We start from the raw sequence: 18,888 nt of genomic DNA on the forward strand, positions 1-18,888 counted from the left end.
TCCTCTCCGGTTCGGTCAGTTCTGGTTGGCGTTCGGGGGCGCGATGAGTTCGGCCACGCGGAGCAGGTCGCCGCCCTCGTCGAGGGCGCAGGTGACCGCGCTCTCGGCCGCCTCGAGCAGCAGATCGCGGTTGCTGCCGTGGTCCGGGTAGGCGGCGACTCCGGCGGAGACAGTCACCGGGCCGAGGGGGCGACCGCGCTGGTGGATGCGCAGCTCGGCCAGCTCCTCCCGGACCGCCTCGGCGCGCATGGCGCCGTTGTCCAGGCTGGCGTCGGGCAGCAGGATCCCGAAGCCGTTGTCACCAGCCCGGCAGCAGACGTCCGAGCCGCGGAAGGCGTGGTGTACGGCATCGGCCATCACCTGCAGCAGCCGGTCGGCGGTCTCGCTGCCGTGCTCGGCGGCGAAGGCCTCGAGGGTGTCCACCTCCAGGCGGATCAGCACCAGCCCGGCGTTCACGCGGCGGGCGCGGTGGAGCTCACGCTCCAGGGTGTCCTCCAGGTAGCGCCGGTTGAACAGCCCGGTGAGCGGGTCGCGGACGTTGCGGTGGCGCACCCGGCGCTTGAGGACGTGCCCGGAGAGGCTGATCGCTGCGGCGGTGGCCAGGCTCCGCAGCAGCTCCTGCTCGGCCTCGGATTCGATCTCCGGGCACGGGATGCGCAGCTCGGCGACGGTCAGGCCGTGGGCCTGCAGGGGCAGGCGCAGCTCATCGGTGGGGCCGCGCGGCAGCGTCGTGCGCAGGGAGCGCTCCTGGGGCGGAAGCACGACGCCGGCCTGCCAGCCGCCGCTGTGGTACCAGCCCTCGCGGTCGAGGGCGAGCTGCCAGAGCTCGCCGGAACTGCGCGGCAGCAGCCGGGCCGCGGTCTCGCAGAGGGTCTGCACGACCTCCTCCTGCCCGTGGCTCTCGGCTAGGGCGGTGAGATACCCTCCCAGGGCGGCGACGGTGTCGGCTTGCGCGTGTGCTGCGTGCTGTGCGCTCATGGCCCTCGGTACCCAGTCGGCGTTCAGACGGTTACCTTAAACCAACACCCCGCATACCAGCCAGTTGGAGTCACGACAGGAGGCGCCATGGCGCTGCTGACCACCGATCTCTGTGATGCCCACGCCGATGACCCGGGCGTGCAGCTGCGCGTGATGAACCCGATGCTCATCGGCTACGGCGGGCGCACCCGCTTCGGCGGCCGGGTGACCACGCTCAAGCTCTTCGAGGACAACGTCCGCGTCCGTGAGCTGCTCAGCGAGCCCGGCGACGGCGGCGTGCTGGTGGTCGACGGCGGCGGCTCCATGCGGTGCGCCCTGCTTGGCGACCGGCTGGCGGCGCTGGGGCGGGATAACGGCTGGTCCGGGGCGGTCATCTACGGCTGTGTGCGCGACAGCGCCGAGCTGGCGCAGATCGACTTCGGCGTCCAGGCGCTCAATACCCACCCGCTCAAGAGCCAGAAGAAGGGCCTGGGCGAGCGGGATGTCTCGGTGACCTTCGCCGGGGCCACGATCCAGTCGGGCGACTGGCTCTACGCCGACGAGGACGGGGTCATCGTGGCGACGCGCGAGTTGACCCTGTAGGGGCCCGGTAGCCGGGCAGCGAGTGATTCGGCAAGGGGGCAGCGGGCATGAGTGATCGTTCGGCATCGGTGCGTCTCGATCGCTGGCTGTGGGCGGCGCGCTTCTTCAAGACCCGCCGGCTGGCCGTCGAGGCGGTGCAGGGGGGCAAGGTCGATGTGGACGGCGCCCGGGCCAAGCCGAGCCGGGCGGTGCGCCCCGGGGACCGGCTGACCATCACGAAGGCGCAGCAGCGTTTCGAGGTGGTCGTCCGCGATGTGGCCGAGGAACGCGGGCCGGCCCGGGTGGCGGAGACCCTCTACGAGGAGACCGAGGCCAGCCGCGAGCGGCGTCAGCGGCAGGCTGAGCAACGCCGCGCGGCTGCGGCGTCCATGCCACGGCCGAGCCACCGCCCTGACCGGCGCGAGCGCCGGCGCCTGTCGGCATTCAAGAAGGGGAGCTAGCTGAAGTCCCGCGAACGGACGTCCAGCTCGCCGATCAGGGCCGAGAGATCCTCCAGGCGGCCGGCGATCAGGTGGCCGACGCCGTGCCGGTACTGCCACGTACCGGCCACCCCCAGCAGCCGGGCCTCGAGCAGGGGGCGGTGCTGCGCCTCGGCGGTGGCGCGGCGCACCACCAGGTTGATCCGGCCGGTCTCGTCCTCCAGCGTGACGAAGGTGATCCCTCCGGCCGATCCGGGGCGCTGGCGGTTGATGACCAGACCCGCGGCCCGCACCGGGCGGCCGTCCTTCGCATCGGCCAACTCGGCGGCGCTGCGGTAGCGCCGATCGCGCAGCTGTCGGCGGAGGAAGGCGACCGGGTGGCGGCGCAGGCTGAAGCCGGTGCTGGCGTAGTCGGCGAGGACCGCCTGGGACTCCCGGGCCGGTGCGAGGCTTGGCCGGTCGGTCTCGGCCGGCGGGGAGGGCAGCAAGGCGGTGCCCGCGTCAGCGCCCAGGGCCGCCCAGCTGGCCGCCCGGCGGTGCCCGGCGATGCCGCGCAGGGCATCGGCGCGGGCCAGGGCGCGGATATCGGCCCGCGACAGGCGGGCGCGGCGCTTGAGGTCGTTGACCCCGGTGAAGGGCGCCTGGCGGCGCGCGGCGGCCAGCCGCTCGGCGCCGGCGGTGGACAGCCCGCGGACCTGGTTCAGCCCGAGTCGCAACGCCGGCTGCGTATCGCCGGTTGACCGGGTGGGCTCGAGGGTACAGGTCGGCTCGCTGAAGCGTACGTCCACCGGGTGGATCGTCACGTCGTGCTCCCGGGCATCGCGGATGATCTGCGCCGGGGCGTAGAAACCCATGGGCTGGCTGTTGAGCAGGGCGGCGGCAAAGGCCGCTGGCTCATGGCACTTGAGCCACGCCGAGGCGTAGACCAGCAGCGCGAAGCTCGCGGCGTGGGACTCCGGGAAGCCGTACTCGCCGAAACCCTCGATCTGCTGATAGAGCCGCTCGGCGTAAGCGTCGGCGTAGCCGCGCTCGCGCATCCCCTCGATGAGCCGCTCGCGCAGCGGTGCCAGCCCGCCCTTCTTGCGCCAGGCGGCCATGGAGCGACGCAGCCGGTCGGCCTCGTCCGGGGTGAATCCCGCGGCCACCACCGCCAGCTCCATGGCCTGCTCCTGGAAGATCGGCACCCCGAGGGTGCGTTCCAGGACCCCGCGCACCTCCTCCGAGGGGTAGTCCACCGGCTCGCTGCCCTCGCGCCGGCGCAGGTAGGGGTGGACCATGTCGCCCTGGATGGGGCCGGGGCGGACGATGGAGATCTCGATGACCAGGTCGTAGAAGCAGCGCGGGCGCATCCGCGGCAGCATCGCCATCTGCGCCCGCGACTCGATCTGGAACACCCCCAGGGTGTCGGCGCGGCGGATCATGGCGTAGGTGGCCGGGTCCGCCGGGGGCAGGGTGGCCAGGGTCCAGGCGTGGCCGCGCCAATGGCGGATGAGTTCGAAGGCGCGGCGGATCACGCTGAGCATCCCCAGAGCGAGGACGTCCACCTTGAGCAGGCCGAGCGCCTCCAGGTCGTCCTTGTCCCACTGGATCACCGTGCGCCCGTCCATGGCGGCCGGCTCGATCGGCACCAGCTCGGTGACCGGGCCGCGGGCGATCACGAAGCCGCCGACGTGCTGCGACAGGTGCCGCGGAAAGCCGAGGAGTTCGCTGGCGAGCACATGCAGTCGGTGCGCGGTGGGCCCCTCCGGGTCTAGACCGGCACGGCGCAGCTGCTCGTCGCCGGCCGCCGAGCGGTCCCACGGCTGCAGCCCCTTGGCCAGGCGTTCGACGGTCTCCCGCGCCAGCCCCAGGGCCTTGGCCACGTCGCGCACCGCTGAGCGGGGCCGGTAGGCGATCACCGTGGCCGCCAGGGCGGCGCGGTGCCGGCCGTAGCGCTGGTAGATGTACTGGATGACCTCTTCGCGCCGGTGGTGCTCGAAGTCCACGTCGATATCCGGTGGTTCGCCGCGTTCGCGTGAGACGAAGCGCTCGAAGAGCACCGACTGGTGGGCCGGGTCCACCTCGGTGATGCCGAGGCAGAAGCAGACGACGGAGTTGGCCGCCGAGCCGCGGCCCTGGCAGAGGATGCCGCGCCCGCGGGCGAAGGCGACGAGATCGTGGACGGTCAGGAAGTAGTGCTCGTAGCCGAGTTCGGCGATGATTGCCAGCTCGCGCTCGTAGCTGGCCCGTACCCGCGGCGGCACCCCGTCGGGGTAGCGCCGGTGGGCCCCGGCCTCGACCAGGTGGTGCAGATGCGCTGCCGGGCTCGTGCCTTCGGGGACGACCTCCTCGGGGTACTCGTAGCGCAGCTCGTCCAGCGAGAAGGAGCAGCGCGCTGCCACCGCCGTGCTTTGTGCCAGCAGGTGGTGCGGGTAGCGCCGGGCCAGGGCGGCGCGCGGGCGCAGGTGGTGCTCGCCGTTGCTGGCCAGATGGGGGGTGACCTCGGCCACCGGGCGGCCGTGGCGGATGGCGGTCAGGGTGTCGTGCAGGGCGCGACGGCCCCGGGTGTGCATCTCGGCACCGGTGGCGGCCACCGCCGGCAGGCCGACGGCGGCGGCGCGGGCCTCCAGCTGCCGGCAGCGGGCGTCGTCGTCGGGGCCGCCGAGCAGCTCCACCGCCAGGTAGCCGCGCCCGGCAAAGCGTCGTGCGAACCAGTGCGCCTGGGCCTCGGCGTCGGCGGTCTCCTGCAGGGGCGGATCCGGCACGAGCAACCCGATGCACTCCGGTGCGGCGGTATCCAGATCCTCACGCGTGGCGTGGTAACGCCCTTTGGCGGCGCGGCTGCGGGCCAGGCTGATCAGGGCGCAGAGCTGTCCGTACGCCCGGCGGGTGGGGGCGAGAAGGACGACGCGCGGCCCGTCGGCCAGGTGCAGCTCGGTTCCGACGATCAAGTGCAGGCCGCGTTGCCGGGCGGCCTGCCAAGCGCGTACCGCCCCGGCCACCGAGCATTCGTCGGTGAGGGCCAGGGCGCGGTATCCCAGCTGCGCGGCCCGGGTGATGAGTTCCTCGGGTTGCGAGGCGCCGCGCCGGAAGGTGAAGGCGCTCAGGCAGTGGAGCTCCGCATACGCTGGGCTGGTGTCGTTGTATACACTGTTCATGGCAACAGTAGGCTGCCTCCTTGCCCGCCGAAAGGCAAGGGGGGGCAGCTCAGCGCCAGACGATGGGGAAGCGGCCGCTGGTGGCGTGGCGGAAGGCGTCGCTGCTGCGCTGGATGGCCACAACGGTGACCGCCGGGCAGAGGACGATCAGCATCAGGCCGAGCAGTCCTGCCGGCGGGTAGAGCAGGGAGATCGCCAGTACCGGGATCAGCATGATCACCAGGAACCACTCCAGGCTGGCGATGCGCTGGAGCATCCGCCGGGCGATGGGGCGGCCCTCGCGGATCCGTCCATCGCTGCGCAGCAGGACCACCGGCGGCCACAGCCAGGTGGCCGAGATGGTGAGCATGGCCGTGTGCAGCACCAGCCCCGAGGCGATCTCCAGCGCCGGCGCCGTGGTCCACGGGGCGGCGGCGCGCAGGCCGGCGTACTCGGCCACCGGGTCGCGCACGGCGTCATCGAGCAGGGCGACGACGGCGGCGACGAGCAGCGCCCCGGGGATCAGCCACAGCGCCTGCACCGCCCACAGCCGCATCAGGCGCCACAACCCGGACAGGTAGTGGGTCCTGGGCAGACCGTTTTGGGCCGCGGCAAGCAGCGTGCCCAGGGCAATGACCCCGGCGACGGCGACCCCGGTCAGCCAGGCGGTCAGCGCCAGGCGCAGCGGGAAGTCGAGCTCGCGGAGCTCGGCGTAGGCGTAGCCCGCTCCCTGGAGGGCAAGCAGGGTCGCGGCGATCAGGGGCAGGGTGACGACGAGCAGGCCGCGCAGCAGCAGGAGGGTGGCGTCGCGCAGCGTGGCGAGGATCAGATTGATCATCGGGGTACCGACTTCCGTGGACGCTTTAGTCTAACATCCCGCTGCGGCGCCACAGTTTCGGCGACAGGAGTGCTGAATGCAGGGCATGCAGGTCTTCACGTTCCTGGGCGGCATCGGCCTGTTCCTGCTGGGCATGCGGCTGATGAGCGACGGCCTGCGCGCGGCGGCCGGCGGTGCGCTGCGCGATATCCTGGCCGCCTCCACGCGGTCGCGGCTGCGCGGGCTGCTCTCGGGGGTACTGATCACCGCCGCGGTACAGTCCTCGAGCGCAGTGATCTTCGCCACGGTGGGCTTCGTGAACGCCGGGCTGCTGACCCTGACGCAGGCCATCGGGGTGATCTATGGCGCCAGCCTTGGGACCACGCTGACCAGTTGGATCGTCGCGGTGGTCGGCTTCAACGTCGACCTCCAGGCGCTGGCGCTGCCGGCCATCGGTCTCGGCGTGGGATTGCGGGTGGTCGCCGGCTCCGGGCGCCGTCAGGCGCTCGGCGATGCCATCGCCGGGTTCGGATTGTTCTTCCTGGGGCTGGATATCCTGCGCGGGACCTTCGCGGATGTGGGCGATCCGGGCATGCTCGCCGCCCTGGCCGGCCACGGGGTGTTGAGCCTGGTGCTGTTCGTCGGGATCGGCATGGTGCTGACCACGCTCACGCAGTCGTCCTCGGCGGCGCTGGCCATCACCCTGACCGCCGCTGCCGGCGGGCTGGTGCCCGAGCAGGCTGCGGCCGCCACGGTGATCGGCGCGGCGGTGGGGACCACCTCCACGGCGGTGTTCGCCACGCTGGGCGCCACCGCCAACGCCCAGCGCACTGCCTCGGCTCAGGTGATTTTCAACGCGGTGGCCGGTCTTGCGGCGCTGGTTGCCCTGGTGCCGCTGCTTGAGCTGGCCCACCACATCGTCGCCTGGCTGGGCCTGGAAGCGCACAAGGCGGTGGTGCTGGCCGTCTTCCATACCCTGATGATGCTCCTCGGGCTGGCCCTGATGTGGCCGGCCACGCCTCGCCTGGTGGCTTGGCTGGGGCGGCGCTTCCGCCGGGACGACCACACCCGGCCGCGCTATCTGGACGACAACGTGCTGACCACCCCCGCGCTGGCCCTCGACGCCGCCCGCCTGGAGGCCGAGCGCACCGGCGCCATGGCCCGCGCCATGGTCACGGCGGCGATCAGTGGTGGCGGGGCGGGGCAGCGCAGATGGCTCGAGGCCGAGCACCAGAAGCTGCAGCAGCTGGCGCTGACCATCAACGAGTTCGCCAACCGGATCGAGCGCAGCCACGGCGATCCGGCCATCGGCTCCAGCCTGGCCCACCTGCTGCGGGTGACGCAGTACCAGCAGAACATGGCCGAGCGCGCCGTGGCCTTGGCCCGGCTCGATGCCGACGGCGAGACCCGTATCGATGACCCGGAACTGGCCACTGCGGTGGACCGGCTGCTGGCCGAAGCGGTCCGCGGCATCGAGGCCACCGGCGCGGAGATCGATGCCTGGGACCGGCAGGCGGTGAAGACGACCCTGAAGGGCTTCGATCGCGAATACCAGCCGGTCAAGGAGCGGTTGCTGCGCGCCGGCGCCGCCGGGCAGCTACCGGTGCGGCGCATGGTGGCGGTGCTCGACCGCCTCTCGGCGGTCCGCCGGGCCCTGGATCAGGCCGTCAAGTCGGCCCGCTACCTGCGCAAGTTCCAGCGCGCCGAGCGCGAGCTGGCCGACCCGGCCGAGGCCGGTGACGGTTGAATGCTACACTGCAACATCGCTACTCAACCTCAAGGGGAGAGGGGGCATGCGCGAGGAAGCAGCGGAGTCGCAGACGCAGCGGGGGGACTGGCATGCGTGGGAGTCGGCCGAGGTGGTCCGCCGGCTCGAGGCGCACCCGGGCAGTGGATTGACCAGCGAGCAGGCCCGGCAGCGGCTCGAGCAGTACGGCCCCAACCGCCTGCGCCCGCCCGAGCGCGAGGGCCCGATCAGGCGCTTTCTCAAGCAGTTCCACAATGTCCTGATCTACATCCTGATCGTTGCCGGCGTGGTCACCGCACTGCTCGGCCATTACCTGGACAGTGCGGTGATCTTCGGCGTGGTGGTGATCAACGCCGTCATCGGCCACGTGCAGGAGGGCAAGGCCGAAAAGGCCCTGGACGCCATCCGCGGCATGCTCTCGCCCCGGGCCGTGGTGCTGCGCGACGGCGAGCGCATGACCGTCGACGCCGAGGACCTGGTCCCCGGCGACATCGTCCTGCTCGAGGCCGGCGACCGCGTGCCTGCCGACGTGCGCATCCTCGAGGCACGCAACCTGCGCCTGGACGAGGCGGTGCTCACCGGCGAGTCGGTGCCGGTGGAGAAAGCGGACGAGCCGGTGGCTGCCGACGCCGAACTCGGTGATCGCAAATCGTTGGCCTTCTCCGGCACCCTGGTCGCCTACGGCCGCGGCCAGGGCGTGGTCGTGGCCACCGGCGAAGCCACCGAGATCGGCAAGGTCAGCAGCCTGATCGCCGGGGTGGAGTCGATCACCACGCCGTTGCTGCGCCAGGTTGCCGAGTTCGGACGCTGGCTGTCGGTGGCGATCGTCCTGCTCGCCGGGGCGACCTTCCTCATCGGCTACTACCTGCAGGCCTACACCGCCATCGAGACGTTCCTCGCCGCGGTGGCCCTGGCCGTCGCCGCCATCCCCGAGGGGCTGCCGGCGATCATGACCATTACGCTGGCCATCGGCGTGCAGCGCATGGCCGGGCGCAACGCCATCATTCGGCGTCTGCCGGCGGTGGAGACCCTGGGGTCGGTCACCACCATCTGCTCGGACAAGACCGGCACGCTGACCCGCAACGAGATGACCGTGCGTAGCGTGGTCACCGCCGGGCAGGCGTACGAAGTCAGTGGCGTGGGCTACGTCCCCGACGGGGCCTTCCACCGCGACGGCGACGAGGCGGTGAGCGCTGCTGACGAGCCGGTCTTGGCACAGATGCTGCGCGGCGTGGCCCTGTGCAACGAGTCGGCCCTCTACCACCGGGACGGCGACTGGCGCCTGGAGGGCGATCCCACCGAGGGGGCGCTGATGGTGGCGGCGGTCAAGGGCGGCTTCGAACGCCGCGAGCTCGATCGCGCCTTCCCGCGGGTGGACGTGATCCCCTTCGAGTCGTCCTACAAGTTCATGGTGACCCTCCACCGCGAGCGCGAGGACGGCGGGCTGCTGATCATGAAGGGCGCCCCGGAGCGTGTGCTGGCCGCCTGCACCCAGGAGCGGACCGCCGACGGCGATCGCCCGCTGGACCGGGACGGCTGGCAGGAGGTGCTCGATGGCATCGCCTCGCGGGGTCAGCGGCTGCTGGCGGTGGCGGTCAAGGAGACCGACCCCGACCACCGCGAGCTACTCTTCTCCGACGTCGAGGAGGGCATGGTGCTGCTCGGGGTCATGGGCATCATCGACCCGCCCCGCGAGGAGGCCATCGAGGCGGTGACCGAGTGCCACCGGGCCGGGATCGGGGTGAAGATGATCACCGGCGATCACGCCCTGACCGCCGGAGCCATCGGCGAGCAGTTGGGTATCCGCGGCCGGCCGCTGGTCGGCCACGAGATCGAGGCCATGGACGACGACGAGCTGGGTCGTCGTTGCCTGGAGACCGATGTCTTCGCCCGCACCACGCCCATCCACAAGCTGCGCCTGGTCCAGGCCCTGCAAGGGCACGGCCAGATCGTGGCGATGACCGGGGATGGGGTCAACGATGCCCCCGCGCTCAAGCGCGCCGACGTCGGCATCTCCATGGGCAACAAGGGCACCGAGGCGGCCAAGGAGGCCTCGGAGATGGTGCTCGCCGACGACAACTTCGCCTCCATCGCCCACGCGGTGGAGGAAGGGCGCACCGTCTACGACAACCTCAAGAAGGCGATCCTTTACCTGCTGCCCACCAACGGCGGTCAGGCGTTCACCATCGTCATCGCCATCATGTTCGGGCTGACCCTGCCGGTCACCCCGGTGCAGGCGCTGTGGATCAACATGGTCACCGCCGTCACCCTGGCCCTGGCGCTGGCCTTCGAGCCCCCGGAGCCGGGGTTGATGGAGCGCCGACCGCGGGATCCGGCCAAGCCGATCCTCTCCGGGTTCCTGATCTGGCGGGTCCTGTTCGTGTCGGTGTTGCTGGTGATCGGCACCTTCGGTCACTACGTCTACATGGAGGCGCAGGGGGTCAGCGATGAGCTGGCTCGCTCGGTGGCTATCAACACCCTGGTCATGGGGCAGGTCTTCTACCTGTTCAACGCCCGCTACATCCTCGAGCCGGTGACCAGCGTCGCCGGCCTGTTCGGCAGCCGGGCGGTGCTGATCGCCATCGGCGTGCTCATCGTCCTGCAGGGGCTGTTCACCTACGCCCCGCCGGTGCAGGCACTGTTTGGCACCGCCGGGCTGGGCCCGGAGGAGTGGCTGCGGGTGCTGATCTTCGGGATCCTGCTCTTTGGTGTCGTGGAGCTGGAGAAGGCTGTGCTGCGGCGGCGGATCTCGCCGGAGGACTGACCCCGTCGGTCGTGGGTCCGCTGCGGCGCCGCGGCCCGGCCGGGCGGCTCCTCCCGGGGCGGCGCCCGCGGTTCCGCTAGCGATCCTCGTCTCGCCTGTCAAGACTTGAAATCACTACTGGTTGGGGTAACCTCTCTCGGTAACTACTACATATGGTGTTTCCCGCGAGCGTCGCCAGATCGGGGCCAGCGCCCGTCGCGCCGGCCCACAGGGGTTTTTTTGCTCGCGGTTCAGATCGAGCGGTTCAGGCAAGGGGGACGATCCATGACCAAGCGCGCCGAGAGCAAGGTCCAGGCGATGCGCCAGTCGGCCGGCGATGTGCCGATCCAGAGCGCCTCCCTCGACATTTGGGATAAGAAGTACCGGCTCAAGACCAAGGCCGAGGAGCCGGTCGACGGCAGCATCGACGAGACCTATCAGCGCGTCGCCCGGGCGCTGGCCGAGGTGGAGGAGACCGAGGCCAAGCAGGAGCATTGGTATGAGCGCTTTCTCTGGGCGCTGCGCCACGGCGCGGTACCGGCGGGCCGGATCATCTCCAACGCCGGGGCTTGGGACCACAAGCCGGCCACGTCCACGATCAATTGCACCGTCTCCGGCACCATCCACGACTCCATGGACGGCATTCTCAAGCGGGTCCACGAGGCGGGGCTGACCCTCAAAAGCGGTGCCGGCATCGGCTACGAGTTCAGCACCCTGCGCCCGCGCGGCGCCTACGTCTCCGGCGCCGGCGCCTACACCTCCGGGCCCCTGTCGTTCATGGACATCTACGACAAGATGTGCTTCACCGTCTCCTCCGCTGGCGGGCGGCGGGGTGCGCAGATGGCCACCTTCGACGTGGGCCATCCGGACGTGACCGACTTCATCCGCGCCAAGCGCGAGGACGGTCGCCTGCGCCAGTTCAATCTGTCGCTGCTGATCACCGACGCCTTCATGCAGGCCATGGAGGCCGATGCGGAGTGGCCGCTGGCCTTCCCGCTGACCGAGGACGAGGTCGCTGCCGAGGCGATCGATCTTCAGGATCCGGAGCAGGTCCTCTGGCGCGAGTGGCCCACCCGTGCGGGGTACGTCACCGATGGGGAGGGCCGCGTGGCCTGCCGCATCTACCGGCGGGTCAAGGCGCGCCATTTGTGGAACCTGATCATGACCTCCACGTACGACTACGCGGAGCCCGGGTTTATCCTCATCGATCAGTACAACGAGTTGAACAACAACTGGTTCTGCGAGGAGATCCGGGCCACGAACCCGTGCGTTACGGCCGAGACCTGGGTCCAGACGGACCAGGGGCCGCGCCAGGTGGCGGATCTGATCGGGACACCGTTCCGGGCCCGTGTTCACGGCGAGGATCACGATACCGGTGCCGACGGCTTCTTCCACACCGGCCGCAAGCCGGTGGTTCGCCTGCGCACCCGGGATGGCATGAGCCTGCGCCTGACCGCTGATCACCAGGTTCGCCGGGTCACCCGGCTCACGCGCTGGCAGCGAGAGGAGGCGTGGTGCCCGGCCGGCGAGTTGGCAGCAGGGGACCAGATCGTGCTCCACGACCATCGTGCCGGCACCGAATGGGCGGGCCCCTATAGCGAGGATGACGGCTATCTGATGGGACTGCTCGTCGGCGACGGGACGGTCGAGCGCGACGGTCAGGCCATCCTGTCGGCGTGGCGGCCTGCAGCGGTCGCCAATGCTCCGCAGGCCGGCGGCGTGGACGGCGTCATGGCCGCTGCAGAAGCGGCGGCGCGTGCGCACCAGCACCGCGCGGATTTCAACGGCTGGCGAGAGGTGGCGGGACGCAACGAGTTCCGCCTGTCGACGGCGGCGATCAGTGCGCTGGCCGCCGAGCTGGGACTCTCTGCCGAGGACAAGCGCCCCACCGAGGCCATCGAGCGCACCTCCAGCGCATTCCACCGGGGTTTCCTGCGCGGCCTGTTCGATGCCGACGGATCCGTGCAGGGTGGGCAGCACAAGGGCGTCTCCATCCGTCTCGCGCAGTCCGACCAGTCGAGCCTGGAGGCGGTGCAGCGGATGTTGCTGCGCCTGGGTGTCGTCGGGCGCATCTACGCCAACCGGCGGGCCGCCGGTGAATCGGAATTGCCTGACGGCCAGGGCGGTCGCCGGGCGTATCCGATCCGGGCCCAGCACGAGCTGATCATCACCGGCGAGAATCTGCGCACCTTCCGCGACGAGGTGGGCTTCGCGGATACCGACAAACGCCGTCGGCTGGATGCGGCCCTCGGCGGCTATCAGCGCCGGCTCAACCGCGAGCGTTTCGTCGCCGAGGTCGCCTCGGTGGAAGCCGATGGTGAGGCGGACGTCTACGATGTGCAGGTGCCCGGCGTGAACGCCTTCGACGCCCAGGGCGTGATGGTCCATAACTGCGGTGAGCAGGGGCTGCCGCCCTACGGCGCCTGCCTGCTCGGCTCGATCAACCTGACCATGTTCGTGCGTGACCCCTTCACGCCGCAGGCCCGCTTCGACTGGGACGAGTTCCGTGAGGCGGTGGCGGTGTTCACGCGGATGCTCGATAACACGGTCGAGATCAACGGCCTGCCGCTGGAGCAGCAGCGTGCCGAGATCGAGCGCAAGCGCCGCCACGGCATGGGCTTTTTGGGGCTCGGGTCGACGGTGACGATGCTGCGCATGAAATACGGCGACGCCGATTCGGTGGCGTTCACCGAGGAAGTGGCCAAGCAGATGGCGCTGACGGGCTGGCGCACCGGTCTCGAACTGGCGCAGGAGAAGGGGCCGGCGCCGATCATGGAGGAGCTCTTCGAGCTGACCCCGGAGCTGATGCGCAAGCGCCCCGAACTGCGCGAGGACGGCTACGAAGTCGGGGAGCAGGTCCCGGGCCGTGTCCTGTGGGGCCGCTACTCGCGCTACATGCAGCGGATCGCCGCGGAAGATCCGCAACTGGTCGATGAGCTCGCCCAAGTGGGGGCGCGCTTCACCCACCACAGCTCCATCGCGCCCACGGGCACCATCTCCCTGTCGTTGGCCAACAACGCCAGCAACGGCATCGAGCCGTCCTTCGCCCACCACTACGTGCGCAACGTCATCCGCGAGGGGCGCAAGACCAAGGAGCCGGTAGACGTCTTCTCCTTTGAACTGCTTGCCTACCGCCACTTCGTCGACGGCGACGCGCTACCCGAGGGCGGTGAAGAGGGAGCGGGCAAGCTGCCGGATTACTTCATCAGCGCCGACCAGGTGACGCCGAAGCAGCACGTGGACATCCAGGCGGCCGCGCAGCGCTGGGTGGATTCGTCCATCTCCAAGACGGCCAACGTGCCCACGGACTACCCCTACGAGGATTTCAAGGACATCTACCGCTACGCCTACCAGCAGGGACTGAAGGGGTGCACGACCTTCCGCTTCAACCCGGAAGTCTTTCAGGGCGTGCTGGTCAAGGAGAAGGACCTCTCCGAGACCACCTATCGCTTCCATCTGGAGGACGGCACCGTGATCGAGGCGCAGGGTGACGAGGAGATCGAGTACGACGGCGAAACCCACAGTGCCGCCAACCTCTACGAGGCGCTGAAGGAGGGGTACTACGGCAAGTTCTGAGTCGCCGTACCCTGGCGCGCTACGCCCGGACGGGGTTGTCTCCGTCCGGTGCGCAACGCCGGGTACCCGCAGACTGCCTAAGCCCGGAAACCGAACCGCAGCCCCGAAGCGGGGGGAGCAACGCAATGGCCAAGAAAATCGAGACGAGCATCGTCGACTACGAGGTGGTCCGCAACGAGCCGGATGCGCCGGAGCAGGGTCAGGAGGCCGCCGGTGGGCAGCCGGAGGCCGATATCCAGCACATGCACGAGCATATCGAGCGCCCTGAAGCGCTCCACGGCTCGACCTACAAGATCAAGACGCCGCTCTCGGAGCACGCCCTGTACGTCACCATCAACGACGTCATCCTTAATCCGGGGACCGAGCACGAGATCCGCCGCCCCTTCGAGATCTTCATCAACTCGAAGAACATGGACCACTTCCAGTGGATCGTAGCCCTGACGCGGATCATCTCGGCGGTCTTCCGCAAGGGCGGCGATTGCACCTTCCTCGCCGAAGAGCTGCGCTCGGTCTTCGACCCGCGGGGCGGATACTTCAAGCGTGGCGGGCGGTTCATGCCCTCGCTGGTGGCCGAGATCGGCGACGTCATCGAGACCCACCTGCGTGAGATCGGCATGATGGAGCCGGAGGGTCTCGACGAGCACCAGCGGCGCTTCATCGAGCAGAAACGGGCTGAGGTTGAGGGCGGCGGTCCGGCCGCGAACAACGGTGATGGCGAGTCCGGTGCCTTCCCGGAGGGGGCGCAGCTGTGCGAAAAGTGTCATACCAAGGCGATGGTGCAGATGGAAGGGTGTCTGACCTGCCTCAACTGCGGGGAGTCGAAGTGCGGCTGAGGAGTTCGCCGGGGGTGTGGCTGCGGGCGGCCCGCCGGCTGCGTGGCGGCAGCACGCCCCCCCGAGCGGTGGCCGATTGGCCCGGGTTGTGCTTTCCGCCCCTGCAGCTCTGGAATGCGCCGCCAAGTCCCGCCATGCTGCGTGAACTGGAGAGGGAACATCAGCAGAGACAGGCATGGTGAACCAGAACCGGGAGACTCCGCGGGTGGCCCTGGCGCTGGGCAGTGGCTCGGCGCGGGGCTGGGCGCACATCGGCATCATCCGCGCCCTGGAAAGGGCCGGCGTGCGCCCGCAGGTGGTGGTTGGTACATCCATCGGGGCGCTGGTCGGGGCCTTCTACGCCGCCGGCAAGCTCGACGAGCTCGAGCCGTGGGTGCGCAAGCTGACCCGGCGCGATGTGCTGGGCATGCTCGACCCGACCCTGCGTACCACCGGCGGACTGATCGAGGGGCGCCGGCTCTACGATTTTTACCAGGAACACCTCTCGGGCGCGGCCATCGAGGGGCTGGCCATGCCCTATGCTGCTGTGGCCACGACCCTCGGCCGCGGTACCGAGGTTTGGCTGCGCGAGGGGGATCTGGCCGACGCCGTGCGCGCCTCGAGTGCGTTGCCGGGGGTGTTCAGCCCGGTGCGTCGAGGCGGCGACTGGCTCGTTGACGGCGGGCTGGTCAACCCCGTCCCGGTCAGCGTCTGTCGGGCCCTCGACGCCGATGTGGTCATCGCCGTCAACCTCAACGGCGATCTGGTCGGACGGCACCTGCGCGAGAGCGCCCACCACGCCGGTGCGGGTGTGGATCCGGAACGCTGGCTGCAGCAATTGCCCGCCGGCGTGCGCAGCCGCGCCAAGACCCTGGTGGGGCTGTGGGGCGACTGGACCGGGGCGCGGGATGCCGAGCGCAGCGAGGCACCGGGGGTCTTCGAGGTTCTCGCCGGGTCGCTGAACATCATGCAGGACCGCATCACCCGCAGCCGTATGGCCGGCGATCCGCCCGAGCTGATGCTTGCCCCCCGCCTGGCCCACATCGGCCTGCTCGAGTTCCACCGCGCCGAGGAGGCGATCAGCATCGGCGAGGCCATGGTCGAGCGGATGCTCCCCTCCATTCAGGATCTGTTCCAAAAAGGCTCCGGCAATCAGGTAGGATGACGCCGCACCGGCGTCCGCCGGCGGCAGCGAGCGAGGCGAGAGCGATGAGAGCAGTGGCAGTCATGCTGATGCTGGGGTGCGCCGCGGCCCTGGCCCTGAGCGGGTGCGCCCCCGGCGCGCAGACCGTGAAGCTGGCTCCGGAGACGGAGCAGATCGAGGAACGCGAGCGGGCCGAGCCGGCCGGGCTGGCGCTGCGCGTGATCGACCGGCGGCCCCGCGAGATCTTTGGTTACCGGGACGAGGCCGGCGGCGTGACGCTGGCCGGCGAGCCCGCGCTGGCCGAAGCCGTCCACGACGGCCTGGCCACGGCCTTCGAGCGGCAGGGCATTGCGGTAACCGAGTGGGACGGCGAGGCCGAGCGGCGCCTGGAGGTGGAGATCTACACCTTCGATTACGAGCGCTCGGGTGGCTTCCTCAACCGCCGGGCCAGCCTGAAGAGCGCGTGGATGGTCAGCGGCGTGGTCGACGGCGAACGCTACAGCTCAGAGGCCCGGGTGAGCACCGAGACCCGGGCGCTGTTCGGGCCGGGTGAGGCGAAGAATGAGGAGCTGGTCAACCGGGTGCTTTCCCGGGGGGTGCGCCAAGTGGCCACCCAGAAGGACCTGCTTCGACTGCTGGAGGGTGAGACGTGAACGACAAGCGCAGCTCGGCGAACAACCCCAGGGATCCGCAGCAGATTCGCGAGCGCCTGGTCTGGCGCGCCGCGGTGGTGATGCTGCTGGCGATCACCGGCTGGCTGAGCTTCGTGGCCTTCGATGCCCAGCAGCGGGCCGACGAGCTGGAGGCCGAGTTGGCCGCCCACGAGGACCGCGAGGGGCTGCTGACCCGGTTCGGCCTGAGCACCGAGGCGGTACGTCGCTTCGAGGTGGCCGGCATCGAAGCCCTGCCGGAGCAGTACCTGCTTGAGGATCTGCAGGAGCGGGACGAGTGGTTGGCCGATCAGGCCGCGCGCCTGAAGGGACCACTGGTGATCGATACGGAGCGCAGCGCCGTGCTCTCGGACCACTGGGTCTTCGCCACCGTCGAGACCGAGACCGGCGGCGGCTCGGCGCTGCTCGCCTACGAACTCAGCGACGCCGGTGAGCTGAGCTGGGAGCTGCTCGCCTACGCCGCCGACGGCGAGTAGGGGGCGTCCCGGCAAGGCGGCCCGGCCGCCCCGCCGCGACATTGAAAACGATTCGCAATAGCATTAACCTATCCCGGTAATCGACAACCCCCACGAGTAATGCCCCATGAGTGAGAGCGACACGGCCGGCCCCTTCGCCGACGGGAGCCTGATCGAGCGGCTGATGGCCCTCCTCGACGACGGCGGGCCCGTGCTGACCCTGTTGGCCATCCTGTCGGTGTTCACCCTGGCCCTGATCCTGATCAAGCTCTGGCAGTTCACGGCGGCGCGGCTCTACGACCGGCGCACGCTCAACGAGGCACTGGCCGCCTGGCGGGCCGGACAGACCCAGGAGGCCCTGCAGCGGCTGGAGGCGAGCAAGCACCTGGGTGCCGAGCCGTTGGCCGTGGCCATGCGCGGACGGCTGGAGTCGCCCGATGACCAGGAACGGATCCGCGAAGAGGTGACACGGCTGGCCAGCGGTCGGCTGGAACAGCTGCGCGCCTACCTGCGCGGGTTGGAGGCCATCGGGGTGCTCAGCCCGCTGCTGGGGCTGCTCGGCACCGTGCTCGGCATGATCGAGGCGTTCCGCCAACTGGAGGCAGCCGGTAGTCAGGTGGATCCCTCCATGCTTTCCGGCGGCATCTGGGAGGCCCTGCTGACCACGGCAGCCGGGCTGGCGCTGGCGATCCCCGCGGTGGCCGCGCTCACCTGGCTCGAGCGCATCGTCGAGCGCTTCCGTCACCGTGTCGAGGATTCGGTCACCCAGGTCTTTACCACGGCGCCGCCGCCGCTGCGCCATGCGGATTGAGGAGGCGCCGCGCCGCCGGCGGCTGGTGAGCCTGACGCCGCTGATCGACGTCGTCTTTATCCTGCTGATCTTCTTTATGCTCGCCTCGACCTTCGTCGAGTGGCAGGCCTTCGGGGTCGATGCGCCGGCCGACGGGGCCGCCGAGGAAGCGCAGGACGAGGAGCCGCTGCGGCTCTACGTCACCAACGACGGATACCGCCTGGGGGACGAGTCGGTGGGCCCGGATGCCCTGCGCAGCCGCCTTGAGGAGGTCGGTAGGGACGACGCCGAACGCCGGCTTTTGGTCATTCCGGCCGCAGGGGCACCGGTGCGGGCCGTGATCCTTGCCCTGGACAGTGCTGCGGCCGCCGGGCTGGAGGATGTCGGCGTACTGCGTGAGGAGGCACCGGAATGAAGCTGCCCGAGCCGCCGCGCCGAGAGCCGGAAGAGAACGTCATCCCGATGATCAACATCGTCTTCCTGTTGTTGATCTTCTTCATGGTGGCCGGAACGCTTGAGCCGCACTCGCCGCTTTCCGTGGATCCGGCGGAGAGCGAGCGGGGGGCGGAGCTGGCGGGAGATCCCCTGCGGGTGTTGATTGACGCCGAGGGGCAGATGGCCGTGGATCAGGACGTCGTCGATGATCGCGAGCAGCTCCGCGAGCGGCTGAAGGCTGCGCTGGCAGAGGCGCCCGAGCGCCCGGTGGAGGTCAAGGCCGACGCCGATGCCGATTCGGCACGGCTTCTCGACGTCATGGACGACCTGCGCGAGGTCGGGGCCGAGCGGATGCAGCTGATGACCCGGCGGGAGCACTGAGATGGAGCCGCGCTGGATCCACTGGGTGGTTGCGGGCACTGTGGCCTTCGGCGCGCACGCCGCCATCCTGGCCTGGGTGCCCCGGGACGCCGAAGAGCAGATCGAGGAGCGCCATGCCCCGGAAGGGGTGGAGGTGCAGCTCTCCGCCGCCCCGCCGCAGCCGGAGGAGGAGGTGGTCGAAGAGCCGGAAGAGGACCAACCGGAGCCTGAGGAGCCGGAGCC

15 protein-coding genes and 1 pseudogene are annotated in these 18,888 nt (G+C 70.1%); 13 read left to right on the plus strand and 3 right to left on the minus strand.

All coding sequences use genetic code 11. From position 1 onward, the window contains the following. Positions 1-15: 15 nt before the first annotated feature. Positions 16-978 carry a GGDEF domain-containing protein gene (locus LRG07_RS10540; protein WP_201243140.1) on the minus strand — a complete coding sequence of 321 codons (963 nt, stop codon included), beginning with the start codon at positions 976-978 and terminating at the stop codon, positions 16-18. 87 nt (positions 979-1,065) lie between these two features. On the opposite strand from LRG07_RS10540, the gene rraA reads away from it, so the two are divergent. Continuing rightward, positions 1,066-1,560 carry a ribonuclease E activity regulator RraA gene (gene rraA / locus LRG07_RS10545; protein WP_201168440.1) on the plus strand — a complete coding sequence of 165 codons (495 nt, stop codon included), beginning with the start codon at positions 1,066-1,068 and terminating at the stop codon, positions 1,558-1,560. A gap of 47 nt (positions 1,561-1,607) precedes the next feature. Then, positions 1,608-2,000, plus strand: coding sequence for an RNA-binding S4 domain-containing protein (locus tag LRG07_RS10550; protein WP_201168439.1), 393 nt, complete (start codon positions 1,608-1,610; stop codon positions 1,998-2,000). On the opposite strand, the gene LRG07_RS10555 is transcribed toward LRG07_RS10550, so the two are convergent. Beyond that, positions 1,997-5,116, minus strand: coding sequence for an error-prone DNA polymerase (locus LRG07_RS10555; protein WP_238637002.1), 3,120 nt, complete (start codon positions 5,114-5,116; stop codon positions 1,997-1,999). The genes LRG07_RS10550 and LRG07_RS10555 overlap by 4 nt on opposite strands. 49 nt (positions 5,117-5,165) lie before the next feature. Beyond that, positions 5,166-5,933 carry a hypothetical protein gene (locus LRG07_RS10560; protein WP_238642307.1) on the minus strand — a complete coding sequence of 256 codons (768 nt, stop codon included), beginning with the start codon at positions 5,931-5,933 and terminating at the stop codon, positions 5,166-5,168. A gap of 76 nt (positions 5,934-6,009) precedes the next feature. Between LRG07_RS10560 and LRG07_RS10565 the strand changes: the two genes are divergently transcribed. The 11 genes and pseudogenes from LRG07_RS10565 to LRG07_RS10615 all read left to right on the plus strand — a co-directional run. Next, positions 6,010-7,659 (plus strand): Na/Pi cotransporter family protein, encoded by a 1,650-nt coding sequence (locus LRG07_RS10565; protein WP_238642308.1) that lies wholly within the window; start codon positions 6,010-6,012, stop codon positions 7,657-7,659. Positions 7,660-7,705: 46 nt separating this feature from the next. Further along, positions 7,706-10,423 (plus strand): cation-transporting P-type ATPase, encoded by a 2,718-nt coding sequence (locus tag LRG07_RS10570; protein ID WP_238642309.1) that lies wholly within the window; start codon positions 7,706-7,708, stop codon positions 10,421-10,423. A gap of 264 nt (positions 10,424-10,687) precedes the next feature. Next, on the plus strand, positions 10,688-13,978 hold the full coding sequence (locus tag LRG07_RS10575) for an LAGLIDADG family homing endonuclease (RefSeq protein WP_238642310.1): 3,291 nt from the start codon (positions 10,688-10,690) through the stop codon (positions 13,976-13,978). A gap of 125 nt (positions 13,979-14,103) precedes the next feature. Continuing rightward, positions 14,104-14,811 carry an NrdJb gene (locus LRG07_RS10580; RefSeq protein WP_201168431.1) on the plus strand — a complete coding sequence of 236 codons (708 nt, stop codon included), beginning with the start codon at positions 14,104-14,106 and terminating at the stop codon, positions 14,809-14,811. A 175-nt stretch (positions 14,812-14,986) separates the two neighbouring features. Beyond that, complete coding sequence (locus LRG07_RS10585) at positions 14,987-15,955, plus strand: patatin-like phospholipase family protein (protein ID WP_201168429.1); 969 nt, start codon at positions 14,987-14,989, stop codon at positions 15,953-15,955. A gap of 44 nt (positions 15,956-15,999) precedes the next feature. Continuing rightward, entirely contained in the window at positions 16,000-16,587 is a 588-nt protein-coding gene (locus LRG07_RS10590; protein WP_201243017.1) for a YajG family lipoprotein, read from the plus strand. Continuing rightward, complete coding sequence (locus LRG07_RS10595; RefSeq protein WP_238642311.1) at positions 16,584-17,081, plus strand: hypothetical protein; 498 nt, start codon at positions 16,584-16,586, stop codon at positions 17,079-17,081. The genes LRG07_RS10590 and LRG07_RS10595 overlap by 4 nt, the downstream gene beginning before the upstream one ends. 106 nt (positions 17,082-17,187) lie before the next feature. Then, positions 17,188-17,871 carry a MotA/TolQ/ExbB proton channel family protein gene (locus LRG07_RS10600; protein WP_201168426.1) on the plus strand — a complete coding sequence of 228 codons (684 nt, stop codon included), beginning with the start codon at positions 17,188-17,190 and terminating at the stop codon, positions 17,869-17,871. Continuing rightward, positions 17,861-18,265, plus strand: a complete 405-nt coding sequence (locus LRG07_RS10605; RefSeq protein WP_201168425.1) for a biopolymer transporter ExbD — start codon at positions 17,861-17,863, stop codon at positions 18,263-18,265. The genes LRG07_RS10600 and LRG07_RS10605 overlap by 11 nt, the downstream gene beginning before the upstream one ends. Next, positions 18,262-18,666 (plus strand): biopolymer transporter ExbD, encoded by a 405-nt coding sequence (locus LRG07_RS10610; protein ID WP_201243016.1) that lies wholly within the window; start codon positions 18,262-18,264, stop codon positions 18,664-18,666. Before LRG07_RS10605 ends, LRG07_RS10610 begins: the two co-directional genes overlap by 4 nt. Position 18,667: 1 nt before the next feature. Further along, positions 18,668-18,888: pseudogene (locus tag LRG07_RS10615) on the plus strand (hypothetical protein); the annotation flags it as partial.

The sequence above is a fragment of the Halorhodospira sp. 9622 genome (genome assembly GCF_022228025.1).
GTDB lineage: Bacteria > Pseudomonadota > Gammaproteobacteria > Nitrococcales > Halorhodospiraceae > Halorhodospira > Halorhodospira halophila_A.

Bases quoted from the DNA above. Each gene is read 5' to 3' on its own strand.
- LRG07_RS10540 (WP_201243140.1), bottom strand. From the start codon at position 978: ATGAGCGCACAGCACGCAGCACACGCGCAAGCCGACACCGTCGCCGCC.
- rraA (WP_201168440.1), top strand. From the start codon at position 1,066: ATGGCGCTGCTGACCACCGATCTCTGTGATGCCCACGCCGATGACCCG.
- LRG07_RS10550 (WP_201168439.1), top strand. From the start codon at position 1,608: ATGAGTGATCGTTCGGCATCGGTGCGTCTCGATCGCTGGCTGTGGGCG.
- LRG07_RS10555 (WP_238637002.1), bottom strand. From the start codon at position 5,116: ATGAACAGTGTATACAACGACACCAGCCCAGCGTATGCGGAGCTCCAC.
- LRG07_RS10560 (WP_238642307.1), bottom strand. From the start codon at position 5,933: ATGATCAATCTGATCCTCGCCACGCTGCGCGACGCCACCCTCCTGCTG.
- LRG07_RS10565 (WP_238642308.1), top strand. From the start codon at position 6,010: ATGCAGGGCATGCAGGTCTTCACGTTCCTGGGCGGCATCGGCCTGTTC.
- LRG07_RS10570 (WP_238642309.1), top strand. From the start codon at position 7,706: ATGCGCGAGGAAGCAGCGGAGTCGCAGACGCAGCGGGGGGACTGGCAT.
- LRG07_RS10575 (WP_238642310.1), top strand. From the start codon at position 10,688: ATGACCAAGCGCGCCGAGAGCAAGGTCCAGGCGATGCGCCAGTCGGCC.
- LRG07_RS10580 (WP_201168431.1), top strand. From the start codon at position 14,104: ATGGCCAAGAAAATCGAGACGAGCATCGTCGACTACGAGGTGGTCCGC.
- LRG07_RS10585 (WP_201168429.1), top strand. From the start codon at position 14,987: ATGGTGAACCAGAACCGGGAGACTCCGCGGGTGGCCCTGGCGCTGGGC.
- LRG07_RS10590 (WP_201243017.1), top strand. From the start codon at position 16,000: ATGAGAGCAGTGGCAGTCATGCTGATGCTGGGGTGCGCCGCGGCCCTG.
- LRG07_RS10600 (WP_201168426.1), top strand. From the start codon at position 17,188: ATGAGTGAGAGCGACACGGCCGGCCCCTTCGCCGACGGGAGCCTGATC.
- LRG07_RS10605 (WP_201168425.1), top strand. From the start codon at position 17,861: ATGCGGATTGAGGAGGCGCCGCGCCGCCGGCGGCTGGTGAGCCTGACG.
- LRG07_RS10610 (WP_201243016.1), top strand. From the start codon at position 18,262: ATGAAGCTGCCCGAGCCGCCGCGCCGAGAGCCGGAAGAGAACGTCATC.